Raw genomic sequence first — 19107 nt, forward strand, 5'->3', positions numbered from 1 at the left:
CCTGCAGCGCCTTCGCGCATTTCAGACGCCTTTGCGCTGTAGCCCTGTGACCTTCTCGACGAAATCGGCAATTGCCGCCGTGTCGTCGAGCTCGAACACTGGCAGATCGGAGCCTTCTACCGGATGATCGGCAGCGATTGCGCAGATGTGGGGGTCGGTGGGCGCCAGCGGCTCGCGGTTCGCTGACTCCAGACGACGAGCCTCGACCTTCGGGATCGGTTCGCGCTTGTAGCCTTCGATGAGGACGAGATCGCAAGGCGCGAGCCGCGCCAGGATCTCCTTGAAGCTTGGCTCCGGGGCGCCGCGCAATTCGTGCATGATGGCAAATCGCGTGCCGGAGACGATCGTCACCTCATGGGCGCCGGCCTCGCGGTGACGGTAGCTGTCGGCCCCGACCTTGTCGATATCGAAGTCGTGGTGGGCGTGCTTGACGGTGGAGACGATGTAGCCGCGCCGCGTTAGCTCGGTGACGAGCCGTACCATCAGGCCGGTCTTGCCCGAATTCTTCCAGCCGGCGATGCCGAAGATCTTCATGGCGCTCATGTTTTGTCATCCTCGAAGAAACGCAACCATTGCGCCGCGTCGGTCAGATCCTCGGGCGTGTTGACGTTGAAGAACGGATCGAATGCGCCTTCTGCCGTCGCGATAAGCGGAAAATCGACCGTTACCGAAGGGTGGCGTTCGATGAAGGCGCGGACGCGGCGCTTCGGGTCACTGGTCAGAAAGGTCTCAAGCTCGTCCGCAAGGGCGACCGGCCAGAGCCCGAACAACGGATGCATCTGCCCGTTGGATGCCGCAACGGCAATCTGCTGGTGCTCTGTCAGGCCGGCAACCATTCGGGTGACGAGATCATCCGGAAAGAACGGCGTATCGGTCGGAACAACGACGACGTGGCTTGCCGTCGGATTGGTCGCCGCGACATGGCGCATGGCTGTCAGCACGCCGGCAAGCGGGCCGAGAAAACCGGGGACTGTGTCGGCGATGACGAGCACGCCTCTGTCGATGGCGCCGGCCGGATCGACGTTGAGGTTGACGGCGACGCTCGTCACCTGAGGCCGGAGCCGGGCGACGATGCGCGTCAACATCGTCTGGCCGCCCAGCTGAAGGCCGAACTTCGGGCTGCCCATACGGCGCGACAATCCGCCGCCAAGGACGACGGCGGGCAGGGATGCGCTGATCAGGGGCGAGGGACGGCTTCCGGGCATTGTCGGCTCCTATTCCAGTGGGCCGGTCAGCGAGCGCTGGGCGACGGCTTTGCGACCGCGCAGCGTCTCGCGATAGAAGGTGTAGAGACCCGAACCGATGATGATCGCGACGCCGACCAGCATCCAGTGATCCGGCACCTCGGCAAAGAAGAAGATGCCGATCGCAATCGACCAGATCAGGCTGGTGTAGCGGAAGGGGGCGATCACCGAAATGTCGCCGGCCCGCATCGCCAGCACGATCGTCTGGTATCCGAGCATCAGCAGAACGCTTGCCGCAGCGATATGGCTGAAGGTCGTCGTCGACATCGGCTGCCAGCCGCCCATCGGCTGGATGAGCAAGGCGCCGACGAGGGTGGTGACGAGCGAAGTCGATACGGTGATGTAGAGCGCCGGCACGTCGTGGCCGATGCGGCGGGTACAGAGGTCGCGGGTGGCGGTGACGAAGACGCACCCAACCACGGTCAGCGCCGCCGGCGTGAAGCCCTCGGGGCCCGGCCGGAGCACGATGAGCACGCCGATGAAGCCGGCGATGATCGCGGTCCAGCGGCGCCAGCCGACCGGTTCGCCGAGGAAGAGTGCGGCGCCGAGCGTGACGGCCAGCGGAAGCGCCTGCATGATTGCCGAGGCGTTGGCGAGCGGGATCTGGCCGAGGGCCGAGATATAGGTGACCGAGGCCAGCGCCTCCATGGCTATTCGCAGCAGGATCACCGGCCGCATCAGCGTTCCGATCGGCCGGAAGGCGCGAAAATGCCAGGCGGCGAGCACGACCATCAGCGTCGTCAGCAAACCGCGCACGAAGATGATCTGCCCCACATTCATTGCGCCGGTGACGGATTTGACGAGCGCGTCGTTGCACGAGAACGTGACCATCGCCAGGCACATGAAAAGAATGCCGCGGAAATTGGTGGAGGCTTGCATGCTGGCTGTCCTGCGACGCCGGGCAAGCGGCCTGCGCTGCCGGCGGATGGGGAGGCGAATCCGTGAATGGATCGCCTAATGTTTAAGCATTGGCTGCCGGGTTGTGCAAACGGGATCGCATGCCGCTCCGACTTTTCTTGTCCGACAAGTAGAAGGATTGCCTTCGAGGGAGAACCATTGCCGGAAAGACTGTCGCATGCCGGTAAAGCCGGTGTGCTCGAACATAAGCTTATTCGCGGAATCTTAAGTTTCGCTGCCTATCGTCGCCACAATTCCGCATCCATTCGCATGACGCGATCGGCGGGGTGGCGCCGCAATAAACCTTGCAGGGTGGCCATTCCAGGGACGTTTGCTTGAGGCTTGGGAGAGCTTCCGGCCGATGGCCCATCGGTGTTTCCACCAAGAAAAACCGCCGCGCGGGCCTGCTTCCCATAAGAATAATCAGGGGTGCGCAATGTCTTTCATCGATCGCTTGCTGCAACGGCTGCGTATCGTCACCAAGGTGCTGCTTTTCGTGGTTCCGCTCGTGGCGCTTATCGCCGGCATTGGTCTCATCGGCTTCTTCACTGCCCGCACGCTCAACGGCCATATGACCGTGACGCGGGAAACCATCAACAATCTCTCGGATTTCCAGGCGCTGCGCGGCGCGCTGCAGGCTTTTGCCGATGCGCCGAGCGAGGAGACGCGCACGGCACTGTCGGCCCAGATCGACGAACAGGAAAGCGGCGTGAAGACGCTCGACGGCCTGTTGACCCGTGCCGAGGACAAGGCGGAAATCGCTTCGGTGCTTACGCTTGGTCAAGCCATGCGCAGCCAGACGGACAAGCTCTGGGCGACCAAGCTCGAGCGCGACCAGGTGACGGCGTCGCTCGACAAGGCTCTTGCCGACATGACCGAACAGGGCAATGGCGCCTACAAGCAGATCGACATCATCCGCAAGGAATCGGGTGAGAAGGAAGCTTTTGCCAAGGCGTTGCTGTTCGATGCCGCCGCCTATCAGGGCCTTGCGGAGCGCATCAAGAAATTCCGCCTGCCGGTAACCATGGCCGTCAACCCCGACGCCAAGATCGACCAGGCGAACAAGCTTCTGCCGCATCTCATGAAGCAGATCGAAGAGGCGGAAAAGATCGCCTCGGAAAAGGTGCAGGCGCCGATTGCCGAACTGAAGGATCAGGCAACGAAGGTGCAGGCGACCCTTGCCGGCGGCGATGACAACGAGGCGAAGAAGAACGCGCTGGTGCCGATCCTCAGCAAGTTCTCGAAATACGAAGCGGACTTTGCCAAGGAGGCCGCAAAGAATTCCGACACGGCCGCGAAGCGCTTCGTCGGCATGGATGCCGAGATCTCGCAGCTGAAGACCCTGATCGCGCTGATGGGCGACACCTTCAAGGGCCTCGACAGCACGCGGCTGCACATCAGCGAACTGCATCGCAAGCTCGATGCCGCCGGCCGCGAGCCTGTCATGGCCGACATCCTGGCGGTTCGCGAAACCTCAGCCAAGCTCGGCGAACTCGGCGGCAAGAACGCTGCCCTTCGCGACCTTCCGGGTAAGCTCGGCCCGTCGCTCGACAACATCGACAAGGACACCGCTGCATTGATTGACGTCGGCGGCCGCTGGCAAACGGCAAAGACCGAAGCGGCGACGATGGTCGCAGCCGCCAGCACGACGCTCGAAAGCTTCGTCAGCAGCGCCCAGGAGGCCGGCAAGGTCGACAGCCAGCGTTCGGCCGACGTTTCGATCGTGGCGATGATCGCCGGCACGCTGCTCGCCATCATCGGTGGCCTGATGCTGGTCGAGACGCTGCGCGGTCCGCTGAAGCGCGTGACCGAAACGATGACGCGGCTTGCCAATGGTGACCTCGACGTTGCCATCGAAGGCCGCAACCGCGGCGACGAGATCGGCGACATGGTGCGCTCGGTTGCCGTCTTCCGCGACAATGCGGTCGAGAATGTCCGGCTTGGTCGTGAGGCCGAGGCCGCGCGCGCGCTTTCTGCAGAAGAGGAAACGCGCCGGGCTGCTGAGCGCGCCCGCATCGAGGCCGAGCAGATGCAGGCGCTGAACGCGCTCTCCGACGTACTAGCAGCACTTGCCGATGGCGATCTCGAAGAGGGCATGTCCGAGGATCTGCCCGCCGATTACGTGATCATGGCCCGCACCTACAACAATGCGGTCGAGGCGCTGCGGGCGACGCTTGCCGACGTGCGCGTTGTCACCGGCGAGATCACCGGTGGCACCGGCAATCTCGCCGCGTCGGCTGACGATCTGGCGCGCCGGACCGAGCAGCAGGCGGCAGCCCTCGAGGAAAGCTCGCGGGCGCTGCGTCAATTGACCGATATCGTCCGCGCGACGGCCGAAAGCGCCCGCAAGACGACGGTTTCGGTCGGCGAGACCAACTCCTACGCCAAGCATTCCGGCCAGGTGGTCGCCAAGGCGATCGATGCCATGGCCGAGATCAACCGCTCCTCGGAGAAGATCAGCACGATCATCGGCGTCATCGACGAGATCGCCTTCCAAACGAACCTGCTTGCGCTCAACGCCGGCGTCGAGGCGGCGCGGGCAGGCGAGGCGGGCCGCGGCTTTGCGGTGGTGGCGCAGGAGGTGCGCGAACTCGCCCAGCGCTGTGCCGGGGCTGCCCGCGAGATCAAGGGGCTGATTTCCGAAAGCTCGGCACAGGTGAGAAGTGGCGTCGCTCTCGTCCAGGAAACCGGCGACGCGCTGACAGTGATCAACAGTCACATCGGCACGATCCACGACCTCGTCAGCAACATTGAGGCTTCGGCCGCCGACCAGTACACCGGTCTCAACGAGGTGAACTCGGCGGTGCATCAGGTCGAGATGATCACCCAGCAGAACGCCGCGATGGTCGAGGAAAACACCGCCGAGATCCATGGCCTGCGCCGGCAGGTGGAAGCGCTCAACGACAAGATCGAACGCTTCCGTACCGGGACGGACGGTATCGGCGCCCGCGGACAGGGGCATCGAAGCTATGCGGCTTGAGTGTCCGGGCGGGCGGCTTGGGCACCCGCTGACCAAACCTCTCCCCGCAGGCGGGGCGAGGGAACGTGCCGGACGGTCAAGCGCGCCCATACAGGCGCTATCCACTTACACGCGGAATACGTGGGGACACGAAGATGTGCCCCACATTCCCTTCTCCCCACCTGCGCGGAGAAGGTGCCGGCAGGCGGTTGAGGGGCCGCCTGCCGGTTGTTCTTCCAAATTGGTATCCTGATGAAAGATCAGCCGCCGGTGACGCTCATGTGGCGGGCAACCGCCGGGCGGTTGTGCTCGCGGTCGATGATGAAGTCGTGGCCCTTCGGCTTGCGGCCGATCGCCTCGTCGATCACCTGGCTGAGATAGGCATCGTCTTCGGAAGCGCGCAGCGCTGTGCGCAGGTCGGCCGCGTCGTTCTGCCCGAGGCACATATAGAGCGTGCCGGTGCAGGTGAGACGGACGCGGTTGCAGCTCTCGCAGAAATTATGCGTCATCGGCGTGATCAGGCCGAGCCTTCCGCCGGTTTCCGCCACCTCGAGGTAACGGGCAGGGCCGCCGGTGCGATAGGGAATCTCCGAGAAGGTAAACTGCTCTTCCAGTTGCCGGCGCATTTCCGACAGCGGCATGTAGTGGTCGGTCCGATCTTCTTCGATCTCGCCCATCGGCATGGTCTCGATCAAGGTCAGGTCCATGCCGCGGCCATGGGCCCAGCGCATGAGATCGGGAATCTCTGCGTCGTTGAAGCCTTTCAACGCAACGGCATTGATCTTGATCTTCAGGCCGGCGGCCTGGGCTGCGTCGATGCCTTCCAGAACCTTGGAGAGATCGCCCCAGCGGGTGATCTGATGAAACTTTGCCGGGTCGAGCGTGTCGAGCGAGACGTTGATGCGCTTGACGCCGCAGTCTGCAAGCTCGGCGGCATATTTCGCAAGCTGCGAGCCGTTGGTCGTCAGCGTCAGCTCGTCGAGCCGGCCGGCCTCGATCTCGCGACCGAGTTCGCGCACCAGAAACATGATGTTCTTGCGCACCAGCGGCTCGCCGCCGGTGAGCCTGAGCTTGCGGACACCCTTCTCGATGAAGGCGGAACAGAGACGCTGCAATTCTTCGAGCGTCAGCAGATCCTTCTTCGGCAGGAAGGTCATGTGCTCGGCCATGCAATAGGTGCAGCGGAAATCGCAGCGGTCGGTAACGGACACGCGCAGATAGGTGATCGCCCGGCCGAAGGGGTCGATCATCGGGGCTGTCTTCTGCTCCAGCGGCAGAGCGCCAGATCTGTCTATCGTTGCTGTGTTCAAGCGTCTTTCTCCCAGCCCCTTCAATGTCGTCGTCGAAGATCGTCGCGTCAAGGCGCATACTGTCGCAAAGTGTTGATCGGAAGAGACGGGTAATTCTCGCGCGCCGATTTCTGCGCTAGTGCATTGCTGTCCTTCAGAGCAATGCCGCATCGGGGGACGCAGATTACGGCGAATGGCCGGCATCCGGTTTGTCGTACGCGAAAGGAAGCAGCGAAATGAGCGAAGTCTGGCCGACGGAATTGCGGGTGTCGAAGGATCGCCACCGGCTTGTGGTGACGTTCAACGACGGAGCCTCCTTCGATCTCTCGGCCGAGATGCTGCGGGTGCTTTCGCCGTCGGCCGAAGTGCAGGGCCATGGTCCCGGTCAGCGGGTGACCGTGCCCGGCAAGCGCAACGTGCAGATCATTTCGGTGCAGCCGACCGGCAACTATGCGGTGCGCATCGGTTTTGACGACTTCCACGACACCGGCATCTTCACCTGGAACTACCTGCGCGAACTCGGCGAAAAGGGTGCGGAACTGTTTGCCGGCTACGAGCAGGAGCTCGTGGAGAAGGGCATGTCACGGGACAAGGCCGAGAAGCCTCGCTGACGACGACCGTGCGCCCGCGTGTGGTTTCAGGGGCGCTACGGCCGCGTGGCGCCCACCTCAGGCCAATTCGCCTTCCTCCCGCAAGAGCAGGCCGATCAGCCGCTCCATGGAGCGGGTGACCACCAGGCAGTCATCGATCGACTCATCGTCGAGCAATCTTTCGATCAGCGCCGTGTGGATCTCCATCGCGGCCTCCGTCAGCGTGCGGCCCTCGGGCGTCAGCGATAGCCTGAGCACCCGTTTGTCCTTCTCGTCACCGCGACGCAGGATCAGGCCGCGTTTTTCCAGATGCGGCAGCAGCATGCTCATGTTGGAGCGGCCGACCAGGAGCTTGCGCGCCAGTTCCTGCTGCGAGATGCCGTCGAACCGGTAGAGATTGATCAGGATGTCGAGATGCGGGGGCTTGATATCGAGATGGGCGATCTCGCGGGTTACCGTCTGCTGCATCAATTGGCAGGCACGGGCAACCGCGATCCAGCTGCGGAAGCGAGGGTGGTCCCAGGGAAAATGATGTTCTGTGGTCACTTGATTTTTGTTCATCGTTGTACAATTATGTTCAGCATTGAACATTTTTAGAGATTCTCACTATGGCATCCTTTGCGATCAAGGTCATCCGCAACGCGCTGAAAGGCGTCGACGCGTTTTCACCCGAGGCGGCCGGGCGGCTCGCTTTCAGGCTGTTCACCCTCACGCCCGGCAGAAGGCCGAAGAATGCCAAGGAAAGGGCGGCGCTTGCGGCTGCAGCTCCGGTGATCGCCAGGGGGCAGCCGGTGACGCTCTCCTATGCCGGCGGCTGGGTGCTGGCGCGCAAGTTCGCCGCACCGCGCGAGGCTGCCAACACCAAGCGCATTCTCCTCGTGCACGGCTGGGGATCGCGCAGCGACTATCTGGCGGCGATGATCGACGGCCTGGTCAAGGGCGGCGCCGAGGTGGTGACGCTCGATTGGCCAGGGCACGGCGCTTCGCCGGGGCGCACGCTGACGATGCCGGCGGCGGTTCGAGCGATCGACGCGGCCTGGCGGCATTTCGGCAATTTCGACGTCTGTGTCGGCCATTCCTTCGGCGGCGGCAGCCTGGCCTGTGCGGCCGGCGGCATCGTCTGCGACGTGCACAGCCATATGCCGAGAAAGCTGGTGCTGATCGGCGCGCCGAGCGAGATGACTTGGCTTTTCAAAGGGTTCGGAAAAATTCTTCGCCTGTCGCCAAAGGCGCAGGCGGCTTTCGAAGGCGTGGTCGAGCGTCTGTCCGGACGGCGCCTTGATGATTTCGATGCCGCGCGCGTGATCCAGGCGCGTGCCGTGCCGACGCTCATCATCCATGCGGAAGACGACAAGGAAGTCTCCGCCGACCATGCGCGCCGTTATGCGGCGGCCGGGCCGAATGTCGAGATGCACTGGGCAAACGGTTTTGGCCACAGGCGCATTGTTTCGGCCGCACCGGTGATTGCGCGGATCAACGCCTTCATACACGCGGAAGATCAAAAAGCCGCCGCCTGACTATTTTTCGTTGACCTCGTCATCAGTCTGTCATGCTATCGGCCGAAGGGTCACTGGCCTGGGATTCGGCGCGCAAATCAGCGCCCTGATCGTTCCCCGGGGAAATCTGGCAGCATTGGAGGACGGTATGTCGATCATCGCCTCGGTCGAGGAACTCAACGCGCTCTACGGCGGCGTCAGCGAAGCATCGGTGGCCAAGGTCACCAAGACGCTGACGGCTGAATACCGGCTGATGATCGAGGCATCGCCTTTCTGCGCGCTCGCGACCGTCGGTCCGGAGGGCCTGGATTGCTCGCCGCGCGGGGACGATGATTGCGTCGTGCGGATTGCCGATGACAGGACGGTGCTGATTCCGGACTGGCGCGGCAACAACCGCGTCGATTCGCTCGCCAATATCGTGCGCGATCCGCGCTTGGCGCTGATGTTCCTGATCCCCGGCTCGAACACGACGATGCGAATCAACGGCACGGCGGTCCTCAGTGTCGATCCTGGCTTGACGGAAAGCTTCGAGGTCGACGGCAAACATCCGCGCAGCGTTATCGTCGTGACGATCGGTGAGGTCTATTTCCAATGCGCCCGCGCCGTCATGCGCGCCCAGCTCTGGAACCCAGACCGCTTCCTCGATCCGGCATCGCTGCCGACGCCTGGCACGCTTCTGAAGGCCGCCAAGGCGGATTTCGACCGTGACACCTATGACCGCGAATGGCCGGAGCGCGCCGCCAAGACCATGTGGTAGGCTGCGTCCCGGCTGATCGGCACGATTGGCCAAGCACAGAGGCTGGAGGCGAGGGTGCTGCGGCAAGCAATGACAGGTGCACTCCTGCTCGCTCTCCTAATCGGCAAGGCGTCTGCCACCGAGCCGTTGCTGTCGGAGAAGCTCAGGCTGCTGGCAGCCCGCTACCCTGATGCCATCGAGCGCATCGAGAATAATGCCCTGGTCCTCAGGGATGGCGGACCGCCGATCATCATCGACGACGGCCGAGCGAAAAGGCATGCCGAGAAACTCGCGGCAGGAGACGTCGAGGACAGCCTGTCGCAGATCTATCCGCTCGGCGCCTGTGCGACGCCACCGGCGGTCGATTTCGACCCGGGGCGCATCCGCAGCGAAGCGCTGCTGAAACGGCTCTATGGCGGCAGCGCTGCAGCCGTCCGGCGGGATCTCGTGAGCGTGGACTGGTTCGGCGAACGGCTGCAAGTGACGAGGAAGCACGGGATGGCGGCGGCGCTGAAGGCTGTTATTGCGGACCTTTCGCGGCAAGCCGAACTCAAGCGGTATCTCAGCCCGAGTGCCGGTACCTTCAACTGGCGGCCAATTGCCGGCGCTGCGACGCTGTCGGTCCACAGCTTCGGTGCGGCCATCGATATCAACACGCGCTTTGCCGACTATTGGCGTTGGGCGGGAAAAGCCAGGGGCGGCTATCGCAACCGCTATCCGCTGGACATCGTCCAAGCCTTCGAGAAACACGGCTTCATCTGGGGCGGCCGCTGGTATCACTTCGACACGATGCACTTCGAGTACCGGCCGGAGATCATCGCAATCGCTCGCGCCGCAGGCGCCGATTCCTGCCGCCGGTAACGCATTTGAGCGGAAAGCGGGCGCCCATGAAACGCAAAAGGCGCCCGTGAAGGCGCCCGTTGTCGGTTTCATTTCAGGTAGGCACTGCGGTCTCAGCGGCGGTAGATCAGCCAGTTGCGGCCGGATTCCTTGCGCATGCCGTCTTCGAAGAGAACCGTCTTGTTGCGGCCGGCGTTCTTGGCCGAGTAGAGCGCGATGTCGGCCTTGTTGTAGAGGTCGACCGGGTCTTCGGCGGCCGTCGCCATGCAGACGCCGACGGACAGCGTGATCGGGCCGTAATTGACGCCGGTCTTGGAGTTGCGGAAGGGCGTTGCGGCCAGCACGGTGCGGATGCGGTCGGCGATCTGGAGGCATTCTTCCTGGCTGCTGTCGCCGAGGATGATGGCGAACTCCTCGCCGCCGGTGCGCGCGACGAAGGCTTCGCGGCGCAGGTTGGCACGCAGTACGCCGCCGACGGTCGCAAGGATCTTGTCGCCGACCGGATGGCCGAAGGTGTCGTTGACCTTCTTGAAATGGTCGATGTCGGCAACGAGCAGGCCGGTGAAGTTTCGCAGGTGCTCGTTATTGTAGACGGCCGCCAGATTGTCGTCGAAGGCACGGCGGTTGGCGAGCCGCGTCAGCGAGTCGGTGTTGGCGATACGCTTGTACTCGTCGAGTTCCTGCCGAATGACCTCCATCTCGAAGGACTTCTGCACGACAGTCTCGACGCGTTCCTTGCCCTGGCTCATCGTCTCGGCCGTGGCGTCGGTCAGGATGCCGATTGCGTTGCGCAGGATATCGGCGCTCGACGCGCTCTTGCTGACGATGTTGACATAGGCCTCGTCGAGAACCTTGTTGTAGTTCTCGAGCGCATATTGCTCGTCGCGCAACAGGGTGACGAGTTCGGCAAGCTTGGCCGCAAGCGTGGTGTGGGCGCGTTCGATGCCGGTGGAGCGATGGATGTGGCTGAAGTACTGCGCGCCGATTGCATCCAGTTCTTCCTGGGTCGCGCGGCTGCCGAGCGCTGCCAGCTCCTTCGACAATTGCGGGTTGGAGCCGAGATAGGCTTCGTAATAGAGCTCGTAGTTGCGGGGGATGGGGGCCACGCCCATCATGCGCATCGCATGGGTTACCTGCGCTGCGATATCGGGCGTCTGAGCCTTGCCCGAGCTTGCCGTTTGCATCTGCAAACCCCCTAATATGAAACGCTGCTTATCGGTCATTATTTTTAGGGGCAAATGATTTGCGAAGTCTTAATATTTGCCGCCGTTGCGCCACCGCATCATGACCGATCACGGCAGATTTTGCCGATCGACAGTGCGTTCGCGACATCAAAGCCACGGCGCCTTGGAGGCGCCGTGGTGTATCAAAATGGATCAGGCCGGGCTGATCATTGTTTCCGGACGAACGACCGCGTCGAACTCTTCGTTCGTCACATAGCCGCCGCCGACTGCTTCTTCGCGCAGCGTCGTGCCGTTCTTGTGGGCGGTCTTGGCGATCTTGGCGGCGTTGTCGTAGCCGATCTTCGGAGCAAGCGCCGTCACCAGCATCAGCGAGCGGTCGAGTGCCGCCTTGATGTTGTCTTCGCGTGCCTCGATGCCGACGACGCAATTGTCGGTGAAGGACACGGCCGCATCGGCCAGCAGCTGCACCGACTGCAGGAAGTTGTAGGCCATCAGCGGGTTGAAGACGTTGAGCTCGAAATGGCCCTGGCTGCCGGCGAAGGTGAGTGCGGCGTGGTTGCCGAACACCTGGACGCAGACCTGGGTCAGGGCTTCGCACTGGGTCGGGTTGACCTTGCCGGGCATGATCGACGAGCCAGGCTCGTTTTCGGGCAGCGACAGTTCGCCAAGACCCGAGCGCGGGCCGGAGCCGAGGAAGCGGATGTCATTGGCGATCTTGAAGAGGGCGGCGGCTGTCGCATTGATCGCGCCATGGCTGAAGACCATGGAATCATGGGCGGCGAGCGCTTCGAACTTGTTCGGCGCCGAGGTGAACGCGATCCCGGTGATCTTGGCGATCTCTTCGGCGACCTTTTCGGCAAAGCCGACAGGCGCGTTGAGGCCGGTACCGACGGCCGTGCCGCCCTGGGCGAGCTCGCAAAGGCCCGGCAGCGTCATTTCGATGCGCTTGATCGAGGAGGCGACCTGCGCCGCGTAGCCGGAGAACTCCTGGCCGAGCGTCAGCGGCGTTGCGTCCTGGGTGTGGGTGCGGCCGATCTTGATGATGTGGTCGAACGCCTTGACCTTGGCTTCGAGCGCCTTGTGCAGGTGCTTCAGCGCCGGCAGCAGGTCATGGATGACGCGCTCGGCGCAGGCGATGTGCATGGCCGTCGGATAGGTGTCGTTCGACGACTGGCTCATATTGACGTGGTCGTTCGGATGCACCGGCTTCTTCGAGCCCATGACGCCGCCGAGCAGTTCGATGGCTCGGTTCGAGATCACCTCGTTGGCGTTCATGTTCGACTGCGTGCCGGAGCCGGTCTGCCAGACGACGAGCGGGAAGTGGTCGTTGAGCTTGCCGTCGATCACTTCCTGGGAAGCCTTGACGATGGCGTCGGCGACGGTCGAATCCAGCCGGCCGAGCGCCTGGTTGGTGCGGGCGGCCGCCTGCTTGACGATGCCGAGCGCCCGGACGATCGAGGCCGGCTGTTTTTCCCAGCCGATCTTGAAGTTGCCGAGCGAACGCTGGGCCTGGGCGCCCCAATAGCGGTCATTTGCCACTTCGATGGGGCCGAACGTATCTGTTTCCGTGCGCGTCGATGTCATCGTGATACCTGCCTTGATCATGCGGTTCATCAAGCCTGGGCGAGGGGCCGTGTGGCCGATCTCTCCAGGGTGCCGGGCCTCTCTCTGCCCCGACGGCTGGAGCTTGTAAAGGGGCGGTCCATGGCTGGCTATGCTACAATCGTTTGAAACCCCTTGGGCGTGGCGGGTGCATGCCGCGTCACCGTGATTCGGCCCTTGCCGGGCGTTTGGCGGCGTTGTGATGTTTCGGTCACAGACGCCATCTTCTTTTCCAGCGCCGATCGCCGGCCGCCGCCCGTGCCAACTTGCGCAGCGAAATAAAATCCAGTGGGATCAAATTTTTATCGCTCGCTGAACGTCCTGCAAATGAGGCGTTGGGGAGATTCTAAACGGAGGTTCGAGGACGATCGTTATCGGCGCGTTTCCTTTTCATTCACCATCCTTTTCTATAACTTTTAGCGCACGAGGGCGTGGCGAGAATCTGGCTTCAGCCGAATTCGGCGACAACGCGATACGGGGACGTAGTTTCATATGAGAGTTCTTAAGACGGCAGCGATCGTGGCGCTCATGAGCGGCTGTGCGATCGCGACCATGGACGCGCGGCCGGCTTCGGCCTTCACGTTCGGCGATTTCATTCGGGCAGGCAGAAAAAAGCCCGAGGCACAGCAGGTGCAACCGACCCAGCCGCTCCCCGGCGTCGGCACGATGGCTGACCCGCAGCAGGCGGCCAAGCCGCTGCCGAAGATCACCGGTCCGAAATACTATACCTACAAGGCGGAGCCGCTGCGTCGGATCGCAACCGACAAGCTGCTCGATCCCTTGGTCACCGGCTCCGTGCGCAACGACGCGCTGCCGCCGGTGCTGCGCATGCCGCTGGCTGACGCGCGGCAGTTCCTTCCCGGCATCAATGTGCGCGCCTCGGGTGACGTCGCAAAGGCGGTCGAAGCCCATTACGGCGCCCGCATGGATTACATCTGGATTGGCGCCGAAGGCGTCAACGCCAAGGCGAAGGCGGCGGTTGCCGTTCTTGCCGACGCCGCCAAGGTCGGCCTCGATCCGCAGGATTATGCCGTCAGCGTGCCCTCCGACACGTTCGATCGCGGCGACATGATCGCCCGCGAGAAAGAGCTTGTGCAGTTCGAGATCGCGCTTTCGGCAGCGACGCTCAGCTACGTGCAGGACACGGTGCGCGGTCGCATCGACCCGAACAAGATCTCCGGCTACCACGACTTCAAGCGCAAGACGGTGGATCTGCTGCCGCTTCTCGACAAGATGTCGGCAAGCAGCGACATGACCGCGCTTCTCAATGAGCAGAACCCGAAGAGCGCGCAATTTGCCGCTCTCTCTGCCGAACTGGTGAAGCTGCGCTCCGAGCAGAGCGTCGAGCAGCGCGTCGAAATCGCGCCCGGCACGCTGCTGAAGCCGGGTCAGAGCAATCCCGAGCTCGCCAACATCATCGCAGGTATCCGCCTCAAGGGCTCGGAGAAGCTGAAGGCCGATCATGCCACGGTTCTTGCCGCCTACCAGGGCACCCCGGAATACACGCCGGAGCTGGTTGCTGTGGTGGAGGCCTTCCAGCAGGAGCACGGGCTCAAGGCCGACGGTGTCGTCGGCCAGGCGTCGCTTCGCATCCTGACGGGCGGCGACACGGTCGCCTCCAAGATCAACAAGCTCGAAATCGCCATGGAGCAGGCGCGCTGGCTGCCGGATGGTCTCGGCGACCGCTACGTCTTCATCAACCAGCCGGCCTTTACCGCCACCTACGCCGACAAGGGCGCCGAGCAGTTCTCCATGCGCGTCGTCGTCGGGTCCAAGGCGAACCAGACCTACTTCTTCCAGGACGAGATCCAGACGGTCGAGGTCAACCCCTACTGGGGCGTGCCGCAGTCGATCATCGTCAACGAGATGCTGCCGAAGCTCAGGAGCGACCCGAACTATCTCGACCGGATGGGCTACCAGGTCGAGGTCGGCGGTCGCCCGGTCCCGTCCGCATCGGTCAACTGGAACGGCTCGACCGCATCTGTTGCCGTGCGTCAGCCGCCGAGCAGCGACAATGCGCTTGGCGAGTTGAAGATCCTGTTCCCCAACAGTCACGCGATCTACATGCACGACACGCCGTCGAAGAGCTTCTTCAAGCGTGACAATCGCGCGCTCAGCCATGGCTGCGTGCGGCTTGCCGATCCGCGCCTTATGGCGGCAGCCGTGCTCGGCACGAGCGTCGACGATGTCGGCAAGGAGATCGCCGGCGGCCGCAACAAGGCGCTGCAGGTCCCGGTGAAGGTTCCCGTCTACGTCGCCTACTTCACGGCTTGGCCGAACAAGGACGGCGTGGTCGAGTACTTCAACGACGTCTATGAGCGCGACATGTATATGAACCGGGCCTTCGAGGCGACGCGCGGCGCACGCCGGGCGGAAGGATAAGCAAGAAAAAGGCCGCTTCGAGCGGCCTTTTTCTTGTCTGCTATTTGGAAAACAGGCCCGAGACCAGATCCGGGGTCAGTTCGTCGAAGTGGCTGATGACAACGGTGGGGTCGAGGCTTTCGACCGGAACATCGGAATAGCCGAAGGGAACGGCGATCGAGGGCACCTGAGCATTGCGGGCGACGAGGAAGTCGTTGAGGCTGTCGCCGACCATCACGGCGCGGGTCGCCAGGCCCCCGGCATTGGAGACCGTGCGCAGCAGGTGGGCGGCATCCGGTTTGCGCACTTCGAAGGTATCGCCACCCGATATCGCGGCGAAGCGCTCGATCAGGCCGAGCCGTTCGAGCAGACGCGTGGCGAGCTTTTCCGGCTTGTTGGTGCAGACCGCGAGCTTGAAGCCGGCGCCGGATAGGCGGTCGAGCGCGTCGACCAGGCCCGGATAGGGCAGCGAATCGCCCGGCATCGAGCCGTGGTAGAAATCGACGAATTCCTTCAGCTGCCATTCCAGCATGTCTTCGGCCAGCGGCTTTTGCCGCATCGCAAAGGTGCGCTCGATCATGGCGCGGGCACCGTGGCCGACGAGATGGGTGAGGTCGCCGTAGGTGACCGGCTCGACGCCGGCCTGGGTAACCGCATGGTTGAGGCTGGCGACCAGGTCTGGCGCCGTGTCGACGAGCGTTCCGTCGAGGTCGAAGACGACAATGGGAGAAGACAAGGAGAAAACCTCTTGGCGCTGAAAACCGTTGTTGATCGGGTAGGCGAACTCATCGGCGATTGCAATGGCAAGCGACGCCGGCAAGCACACGGAATCCTGAGTGCCGATTTCATTTTGACTTTTGTTTGCGTCGTCGGGCGTGTAAGTGTCACAGCGGAAAACGGGCGGCCGTTCGCTGATTGCGGCCTGCTGCCCGTGCGAATCACAAGGGAGCGATCGGCGCATGGACGCCCGCGAAATGAAGATCAAAGCCGCGGCCGCGGCGCTGGAATATGTCGAAGACGGCATGCGTCTCGGCATCGGCACGGGTTCCACGGCCGAGGAGTTTGTGCGGCTCCTGGCCGAGAAGGTTGCAGCGGGCTTTCGCATCGAAGGCGTTCCCACCTCGGAGCGCACGGCGCGGCTCTGCCTCGAACTCGGTGTTTCGCTGAAGTCGCTCGACGAGCTGCCCGAACTGGACCTGACGATCGACGGCGCCGACGAGGTCGATGGTCAGCTGCGTCTGATTAAGGGCGGCGGCGGCGCGCTGCTGCGCGAAAAGATCGTTGCGGCTGCGTCCAAGCGCATGATCGTGATTGCCGACGAGACGAAAGTGGTCGACGTTCTCGGCGCCTTCAAGCTTCCGATCGAGGTCAATCCTTTCGGTCAGGTGGCAACCCGGATCGCGATCGAAAAGGTTGCCTCGCGCCTCGGACTTTCCGGCGATATCACTGTGCGCCAGTCCCATGACGGCCCCTTCCTGACGGACGGCGGGCACCTCATTCTCGATGCATCTTTTGGCCGTATTCCTGATGCAGATGCGCTCGCCGGGGAGCTGAATGCCATTCCCGGCGTCGTCGAGCACGGGCTTTTCATCGGCATCGCTTCGCTGGCAATCATTGCCGGGCCGCAAGGGGCACGCACGCTGACTGCGTCCTGAGCCGGCTTCGCTGCCCCGTCAGGGGCAGGAGCGGTGAAGACAACAGGTTTCCATACATGCGGGCCTGGCGGCGGCAATCGCCCGGGCAGCATGCGACAAACACAGGAGCAAGGGTAAAAATGAACAAACTCGCAGGTCTTGTCCGCACTTTCGCTGCCACCGCGGTTCTGCTGTCCGCGTCCGTTCCGGCGGTTAAGGCCCAAGACGTCTCCGAAGACCAGATCAAGGCGGCGCGCGCGACGATCGCTGCTCTCGGCGTAACCAACAGCTTCGACAACATTCTGCCGAACCTTGCCGAGCGTCTGAAGAACACGCTGATCCAGGCATCGCCGAACCATCAGGAACTGATCACCGCGACCGTCGACGACAAGGCGCTGAGCCTTGCCGCCCGCCGCGCCGATCTCGAGAACGAAGCCGCGACGATCTACGCCAAGACCTTTTCGCTCGAAGAGCTGAACGCGATCACCGAGTTCTACAACTCGGCCGCCGGCAAGAAGCTCCTGAACGACGGCCCGATCGCATCCCGCGAACTCCTGAAGGCCGCAGACATCTGGGCATCGGGCGTATCGCGCGACCTGACCCAGGAAGCGACCAAGTCGCTCGACGAGAAGGTCGGCTCCACCCAGCCGGCAGCAGCCGAAGGTGCAGTTCAGGCGCCGGCACAATAAGCTGCGGCGCCGAGCGCCTTCATCACGTTTCGAGGAGCCCGGAGCGATCCGGGCTTTTCTTTTGCCCGGAGGCTCCACTATATGTGCCTGCGACGCGGCCATCGGCTGCGCCCGGTTGCGTGTCGGCCCAGGATCGTTCGGCGCGCTTTTCAGATCGCCATTTCGGCCCGCTTGCTTTCAGGAGACTGCCCATGCCCGCTTTCGACTATGACCTTTTCGTAATCGGCGGCGGTTCGGGCGGCGTGCGCAGCGGGCGCCTGGCGGCAAGCCTCGGCAAGAAGGTCGCGATCGCGGAAGAGTTTCGCTATGGCGGCACCTGCGTTATCCGCGGCTGCGTTCCGAAGAAGCTTTATGTCTACGCGTCGCAGTTTTCCGAGCACTTCGAAGATGCAGCGGGCTTCGGCTGGACGGTCGGCGAAAGCACGTTCGACTGGAAGAAGCTGGTCGCCGCCAAGGAGCAGGAAATCACCCGGCTCGAAGGGCTCTACCAGAAGGGCCTCAACAATGCGGGCGCCGAAATCCTGCATACGCGCGCCGAGCTCGTCGGCCCGAACACGGTTCGCCTGCTCGACAGCGGCAAGACGGTAACGGCCGAACGCATCGTCATTGCCGTCGGAGGTCATCCGACCCCGCATGACGCGCTGCCCGGCCACGAGCACTGCATTTCCTCCAACGAAGCCTTCGACCTTGCGGAACTGCCGAAGTCGATCCTGATCGCCGGCGGCGGCTACATCGCCGTCGAGTTCGCCAATGTCTTCCACGGCCTCGGCGTCGAGACGACGCTGATCTATCGCGGCAAGGAAATTCTCTCGCGGTTCGACCATGACCTGCGCCGCGGGCTGCACGTCGCGATGGAGGAGAAGGGCATCCGCATCCTTTGCGAGGACATCATCCAGTCCGTTGCGCTCGACGCCGACGGCAAGCGCGTCGCGCACACGATGAAACACGGCGACATCGTCGCCGACCAGGTCATGCTGGCGCTCGGGCGTGTGCCGAACACCAGAGGTCTCGGCCTGGAGGCCGCCGGCGTCAAGACGGACGAGCGCGGCGCCATCATCGTCGACGCCTTCTCGCGCACCAGCGCGCCCGGCATCTATGCGCTTGGCGATGTGACGGACCGCGTTCAGCTGACGCCGGTCGCGATCCATGAGGCGATGTGCTTCATCGAGACCGAGTACAAGAGCAATCCGGTGTCGCCGGACCACGATCTGATCGCGACTGCCGTCTTCTCGCAGCCGGAAATCGGTACCGTCGGTCTGACCGAAGAGGAAGCGGCGCGCCGGTTCGACGAACTCGAAGTCTACCGCGCCGAGTTCAGGCCGATGAAGGCGACGCTTTCGGGTCGCAAGGAAAAGATGATCATGAAACTGATCGTCAATGCCGCCGACCGCAAGGTGCTCGGAGCTCACATCCTTGGCCATGACGCTGGCGAAATGGCGCAGCTGCTCGGTATTTCGCTGAAGGCCGGCTGCACCAAGGACGATTTCGATCGGACGATGGCGGTGCACCCGACGGCGGCGGAAGAGCTGGTAACGATGTATTCGCCGTCCTATCGCATCCGCAAGGGCGAGCGGGTCTGAGCCGCC

At 63.2% G+C, this 19107-nt stretch carries 17 protein-coding genes; 9 read left to right on the plus strand and 8 right to left on the minus strand.

All coding sequences use genetic code 11. From position 1 onward, the window contains the following. Nucleotides 1–21 precede the first annotated feature (21 nt). Genes mobB through IB272_RS09190 form a run of 3 tightly spaced genes read right to left on the minus strand, consistent with a single transcriptional unit; the run spans nt 22 to nt 2123 of the window. Nucleotides 22–543 (minus strand): molybdopterin-guanine dinucleotide biosynthesis protein B, encoded by a 522-nt coding sequence (mobB, locus tag IB272_RS09180; RefSeq protein ID WP_034795131.1) that lies wholly within the window; start codon nt 541–543, stop codon nt 22–24. Beyond that, nucleotides 540–1205, minus strand: coding sequence for a molybdenum cofactor guanylyltransferase MobA (gene mobA, locus IB272_RS09185; RefSeq protein ID WP_060585002.1), 666 nt, complete (start codon nt 1203–1205; stop codon nt 540–542). The genes mobB and mobA overlap by 4 nt, the downstream gene beginning before the upstream one ends. A 9-nt stretch (nt 1206–1214) precedes the next feature. Further along, nucleotides 1215–2123 (minus strand): DMT family transporter, encoded by a 909-nt coding sequence (locus tag IB272_RS09190; protein WP_060520678.1) that lies wholly within the window; start codon nt 2121–2123, stop codon nt 1215–1217. Between the two features lie 454 nt (nt 2124–2577). Here IB272_RS09190 and IB272_RS09195 point away from each other — a divergent pair, with 454 nt between their 5' ends. After that, a complete protein-coding gene (locus tag IB272_RS09195) occupies nt 2578–5121 on the plus strand; it encodes a methyl-accepting chemotaxis protein (RefSeq protein ID WP_060520679.1) in 2544 nt (847 codons plus the stop codon). Nucleotides 5122–5360: 239 nt separating this feature from the next. Here the strand turns inward: IB272_RS09195 and moaA are convergent, their stop codons facing one another. Next, on the minus strand, nt 5361–6410 hold the full coding sequence (moaA, locus tag IB272_RS09200; protein ID WP_082572764.1) for a GTP 3',8-cyclase MoaA: 1050 nt from the start codon (nt 6408–6410) through the stop codon (nt 5361–5363). A gap of 215 nt (nt 6411–6625) precedes the next feature. On the opposite strand from moaA, the gene IB272_RS09205 reads away from it, so the two are divergent. Further along, complete coding sequence (locus IB272_RS09205; protein ID WP_034795121.1) at nt 6626–7000, plus strand: DUF971 domain-containing protein; 375 nt, start codon at nt 6626–6628, stop codon at nt 6998–7000. A 57-nt stretch (nt 7001–7057) separates the two neighbouring features. On the opposite strand, the gene IB272_RS09210 is transcribed toward IB272_RS09205, so the two are convergent. Then, a complete protein-coding gene (locus tag IB272_RS09210) occupies nt 7058–7540 on the minus strand; it encodes a MarR family transcriptional regulator (protein WP_034795119.1) in 483 nt (160 codons plus the stop codon). A 47-nt stretch (nt 7541–7587) separates the two neighbouring features. Here IB272_RS09210 and IB272_RS09215 point away from each other — a divergent pair, with 47 nt between their 5' ends. The 3 genes from IB272_RS09215 to IB272_RS09225 all read left to right on the plus strand — a co-directional run bounded on the left by IB272_RS09215 (nt 7588) and on the right by IB272_RS09225 (nt 10072). Next, a complete protein-coding gene (locus IB272_RS09215; RefSeq protein WP_060520681.1) occupies nt 7588–8496 on the plus strand; it encodes an alpha/beta fold hydrolase in 909 nt (302 codons plus the stop codon). A 127-nt stretch (nt 8497–8623) separates the two neighbouring features. Then, nucleotides 8624–9232, plus strand: a complete 609-nt coding sequence (locus IB272_RS09220; RefSeq protein WP_192444336.1) for a pyridoxamine 5'-phosphate oxidase family protein — start codon at nt 8624–8626, stop codon at nt 9230–9232. 69 nt (nt 9233–9301) lie between these two features. Continuing rightward, complete coding sequence (locus IB272_RS09225) at nt 9302–10072, plus strand: M15 family metallopeptidase (protein ID WP_192444337.1); 771 nt, start codon at nt 9302–9304, stop codon at nt 10070–10072. A gap of 92 nt (nt 10073–10164) precedes the next feature. On the opposite strand, the gene IB272_RS09230 is transcribed toward IB272_RS09225, so the two are convergent. Beyond that, nucleotides 10165–11235 (minus strand): GGDEF domain-containing protein, encoded by a 1071-nt coding sequence (locus tag IB272_RS09230; protein ID WP_060585010.1) that lies wholly within the window; start codon nt 11233–11235, stop codon nt 10165–10167. A 192-nt stretch (nt 11236–11427) separates the two neighbouring features. Beyond that, nucleotides 11428–12819 (minus strand): class II fumarate hydratase, encoded by a 1392-nt coding sequence (gene fumC, locus IB272_RS09235; RefSeq protein WP_034795294.1) that lies wholly within the window; start codon nt 12817–12819, stop codon nt 11428–11430. 510 nt (nt 12820–13329) lie between these two features. Here fumC and IB272_RS09240 point away from each other — a divergent pair. Continuing rightward, the gene (locus IB272_RS09240) at nt 13330–15219 is read left to right on the plus strand and encodes a murein L,D-transpeptidase (RefSeq protein ID WP_113189312.1); all 1890 of its coding nucleotides are present in this window, start codon (nt 13330–13332) and stop codon (nt 15217–15219) included. Between the two features lie 40 nt (nt 15220–15259). Here IB272_RS09240 and IB272_RS09245 read toward each other — a convergent pair whose 3' ends face one another. Continuing rightward, entirely contained in the window at nt 15260–15934 is a 675-nt protein-coding gene (locus IB272_RS09245; protein WP_034795292.1) for an HAD family hydrolase, read from the minus strand. A 223-nt stretch (nt 15935–16157) separates the two neighbouring features. Here IB272_RS09245 and rpiA point away from each other — a divergent pair, with 223 nt between their 5' ends. The 3 genes from rpiA to gor all read left to right on the plus strand — a co-directional run bounded on the left by rpiA (nt 16158) and on the right by gor (nt 19101). After that, nucleotides 16158–16853, plus strand: coding sequence for a ribose-5-phosphate isomerase RpiA (gene rpiA / locus IB272_RS09250; protein ID WP_192444338.1), 696 nt, complete (start codon nt 16158–16160; stop codon nt 16851–16853). Nucleotides 16854–16972: 119 nt separating this feature from the next. Further along, on the plus strand, nt 16973–17521 hold the full coding sequence (locus tag IB272_RS09255) for a DUF2059 domain-containing protein (protein WP_034795099.1): 549 nt from the start codon (nt 16973–16975) through the stop codon (nt 17519–17521). A 191-nt stretch (nt 17522–17712) separates the two neighbouring features. After that, nucleotides 17713–19101 carry a glutathione-disulfide reductase gene (gene gor, locus IB272_RS09260; RefSeq protein WP_192444339.1) on the plus strand — a complete coding sequence of 463 codons (1389 nt, stop codon included), beginning with the start codon at nt 17713–17715 and terminating at the stop codon, nt 19099–19101. Nucleotides 19102–19107 lie beyond the last annotated feature (6 nt).

This window comes from Ensifer sp. ENS08, assembly GCF_014852195.1.
GTDB classification, from domain to species: domain Bacteria; phylum Pseudomonadota; class Alphaproteobacteria; order Rhizobiales; family Rhizobiaceae; genus Ensifer; species Ensifer adhaerens.